The sequence below is a fragment of the Endozoicomonas sp. SESOKO4 genome, assembly GCF_024606275.1.
On sequence record NZ_JAHHPS010000116.1, the window covers coordinates 1 to 4,398 of the forward strand.

Annotated in this window: 2 protein-coding genes; both read right to left on the bottom strand. The window is 48.3% G+C overall.

The features are described from left to right. A partial coding sequence (locus tag KDK16_RS02035; RefSeq protein ID WP_257274434.1) for a hypothetical protein occupies window positions 1-2,795 on the bottom strand: 2,795 nt, incomplete at its 3' end. Between the two features lie 323 nt (window positions 2,796-3,118). After that, window positions 3,119-4,398 (bottom strand): hypothetical protein (locus tag KDK16_RS02040; RefSeq protein ID WP_257274435.1); only part of this gene is annotated, 1,280 nt, incomplete at its 5' end.

Sequence of the window (4,398 nt, forward strand, 5' to 3'; positions counted from 1 at the left end):
TCGATCTGGATTTGTTTAATGGCCTGATTGAGAGTCTTTTCGTCTTCGTCCGTGATAGCAGGGTAGACGTCGGTACGACTCACATAGACCACTTGTTTGCGACGAATATTATTCAGTTTTCGATGAACACCTGACAGATTACTTTCAGCTTTTTTAATGGCTCGTTTGGCCCTGGCGACATCACGATGAAGGTCGAACCGGGGCTTAGGACCCAGACGAGCCATTTGCTTGTCCAGCTCATGTTCAATGGCTGCGATACGCTCATCAACATCAGGCTGACCCGCTTTAAACACTTCTTCATCCAGATGTTCAAGTTTTGCCTCAATCAGACTGTTTTGCTCGTCTATACTGCCGTGATATCTGTAGTTCTTAATGTTGAGTTGATCGGCAATTTGATTGTTTTTGATTCTCTTGGCACCTTCATCGTCATAAAATTCGTTTACTTCTTCCATTAATTCCTGGATTCTGTCTCTTAAAACATGCTGCTGGTCGAAAAGGTTGGCATCATCTGCAAACCCCAGCTGTAAAGCTCTGGCCAGTTGAGCCATGAAAATTTTGCCTCTTTCTTGAGCAGCAGGGTTTTCATGAGGGGAGATATTTAGTTCCATCTCAAGAGCGGTAAGATAATTTAGTTGTTGTTCTTCGGCTCGCTGATCCGATTCTTCGACTACGGAGTTGAGACGATCATGAATATCTGAGAGTACGATATCCGCCTCCGGCAGATCTGCCTCCAGGGCTGGTCCCGGCCGTAAGATCATGTACATCCCACTCAGCTCGTGATATGAGACATCACCGCCATCAATCTTTGCACGGATCCTTTGCAGTCTTGTTGCTTTGTCATCACCTTTATTGATTTTGATGGTGAGTATTTTTTCCAGCACTTGCAGTTTGATCCGGGCCTTTAACTCTGACACCCGTCTGGCTTCTCTGATGCACAGATGCATAAGAATAGCAATGACCTGACGTTGGAAATACACATCGTCCTTATCATTGAGGCGATTCTTTTTCCCCAAAACTCTTGCTGCGGCACGAAGTATCCGAAGCACTTCAGGCATGGCTTTGGGGTGGCCTGGTGTGCGGATGTCTTTCAGTTCTTCTTCCAGCGCTGCATTCTTGAGAAGCGTATTATAAAGTCTTGCCTTCAGAGCATTGTGGTCTTCTGTCGTGATGCCTTCATTCTGCTCACTCAGATCAAGGCCAGGGATCTGCCGCTTCAGGTACTGCTGAATGGCCCGGGAACGGACTTCCGGATCCTGCTTGCTTGCCATTTCAAACGTCTGCCCGGCAAAGTCGCCAATGACTTTGGAAGCAAAGCTTCCGTCTTCGGGAGGAGAAACGCCGTAGGCTTTGGTGACAATGGGTACCAATTCATGAATATTCTGAACAAAATGCCGGTTAGACAGCAGATCTTTAAGTTCAGGTTTGAAGCCGAAGTGTTTTAAGAGTTGATTATACATCCAGGTTGGCGTCATGACCGACGAAGCGACTCTGACGTGCCCTATTGAGAATTCAAATTCATCTGCGACACCTTGAGTAGCACTATCTTGAGTAGCACTATCTTGAGTAGCACTGGTCAATGCCTGCTGAAAAGACTCATAGTACGCAAGCGTCACCAGTATATCTTCGTATGATCGAGTCGTCAGTCCATCTTCGTTAAGTCCGGCATTGTGCTGTGCAGCTAACTCCTCCAGTAACGCCGTTTGCCTGTTTCGAATGACGTACTGGTAGCTTTTGACCTTGTCTGTTTTGATCTTTGTTATTGTTTCAGTAGCGGGTGGGAAGCCATAAAATTCTTCCAGGAGGTGGTACAGACCCATTTGCACAAAGGCGATATCGCTGGGATTCTGTTTCTGACCACGGAAGACAATAATCTCCCCCGGAGCTTCATTCACTGCCAGTTTTGGATAGCCAGCAGGTACAGGATAAGCCTGTGTCTCATCCTCTGCGTGTACAACATAGCCAACGGGTTTAAGGTAGGACAACAGATTATTCAGGGCCATCTGTTGTAAGTCTTCCTTCAGAACATGAACCCGGGTATAGGCCGTGGTGGCCGCTGCAAAAAGAGCCTCATCATTGACAAAGAGCGATTGCCCCAGATGCTTCAGTTCCAGAGGTTGATCGCCCGCGGCGATAAGACGCATAAAGGTGCGCCCGTTGACTTCAACTTTGTCTACTTCAATGGCGGCAAGGGCAACATAGTGATCAATTTCGCCCAGGCTTCCTGCTCTTTTATTGGCTCCTTTCAGTATTGCGACCAGCTGTTTGGGGTTGGCGACTTTCGTTAATGGTTCTAATGGTTGGATGTCACCTGATTGACTACAAACAGCCTCGACTGAATCCTGACTGGTCATTCCGTCTCTGACTTCAATGATCAGTTTGCTGTCTTCAAGGTTATGGGTGAACCTGAAGACTCCCTCATTACCGACCTTTAGAATTTTGGTGTATTTCTGAGCAACCCCATGCTCGTCTGTTTCAAACTGATCAACACTGGAAACACCCTCATCGATGCCAGAAAGAACATCTGTGAAGCCTTCAGAGGGAACGTCATAGCCTGCTCTGGCTACCGCCTGATCAGGGTAGGTGGTGGTAAAGGATTTGGGGATTGGTTGCTGGTCGTGACCTAAAGTTGGCCGAACCATGACTTCACTGTGGGTAAACTCCCCACGTCCACTGCCCGGAATATCGACAGATTTTATCTGCAGCCTCCGATCGGCCAGTGCCTGTGAAGCAGCGATGGAAGAGTTGATGGCAACAGCCACTGCAAGGCTTAATGCATTGAGGCGGGGATGTGTCATTCTTCTACCTCAGAGCTGAATACTTTTATTGCCGTGAAAAGTAATGCTTACACCGGGCGAGAAAGCAACTTCTAATTTAATCGCTCATGGCTGTTTTACCATGCTGTTGAGACAATCTAGTCCACAGTGGCAAAAGTTCAACGCCAGCAAAATTGAGTTGTTTTTTTTCAGAGAAGGAGTGCATTCATGGCTTCTAACATAGCTTCCAAGATAGCCTCTGACAGGGTTTAATCGATGGTATGGTCTGAAAGAAACCAGTATGTATTGCTTTATACCGGTTTCTTTTGGGTGGCTATGAAGGGATCATCCACTATTTTCTGATATCAAAGTTCGTTGCGGGTATTTTTATCTTGATCAGGATCGGGCTTCTCAACTTTTTGATCAGTCAGTGCTGTTTTCACGGCTGCGGTTTCAGGTGCTGCAGTCCTTGACCCGAAGAAAACACCCAGAGTGCGGGAGTAAGGAATACTTTCTGCATGGGAGAATGACCATTGAGGCACATTTTCCCTGAAGTATTTCTCCCAGCCATGCTCATACATCCTCATGGTGCGATCACGTCGTTCACGGAACTGAAGATAATTCTCTTTCCGCGTCCAGCCATGCATCATGTCCTTTGCCTTAACACGCTTTGAATACTCTTCATCTGTTTCATTAAAGCGTTGTGGCGTGGCAATGGCAGTACGTTTCACATAGTTCGCTTCCGTTTCACCCACACCTCTCCAGCGGTTGATCTTGTCAAGACTTCGGCCCAGAGGTCCGCCCAGCCATTGGGTGAGCATTTTGTTGTCATTCATGAAGAAGTCGAAAGTAAGGCTCGACGCCAGAGCGAATCCGAAGGTTTGAGCGTAGGTAAACCCGGATACCAGACCGTGGGCGTACGCTCCGACAGTGGCTACCGGACCGAGCACAAGACCGGCTGTGGCGGAGGCCAGGGTTTTCACTTTTTCAGGTGTGATTCTGTGCAGCAGCGGTACCTGAACCCCTTGTCCGGTGGTCATGGATTTCACTATTTCGGGCACCAGGCGGAAAATGCTGCGATACATCCGGGGGTTGGCGTTGTGCTGCCTGGCGAACAGAAGCGAGCCGGTTTTCAGCAGTATGACCGAAGAAGCGGCCTTGCCCAATGGCATCAGCAGCCCACCCACTTCGGAGAGTTGTTCAATTTCACTGTGGAAACCGTACTGGCGCGTTCGGTCAAGATCATCACTATAGCGTTCCAACCAGTGCTGGAAAGGCGTGAGCATCCTGTGCGTGTAATCACCTCTGTTGGTCAGGTCCAGAAGATAGAGGAACGACATGTTTGACAGCGATAGCATGGTGGCATCCAGTACATTATGAGCCACCAGCAGAGGTTTGTAGCTGGAGAAGTACCAGGTGACAATCTGTGCCAGAGAGGCTGAAGGTTTGACCCAGTAATCATTGAGCTCTCGCTCAACCGCTGCGGCATGAGCCTGCATCAATGTGCTGTGGATGGCCTTGATCAGTTCTGATTCAGACACGCCGACAGCATTGGCATAAGGCGTCAGGGTATCTTGAACATGAGTCAGGAATGCTGCCGTCTTGCGGCCGTTTTCAAAGGCAATATCGTCAAGAACGTAGTTGG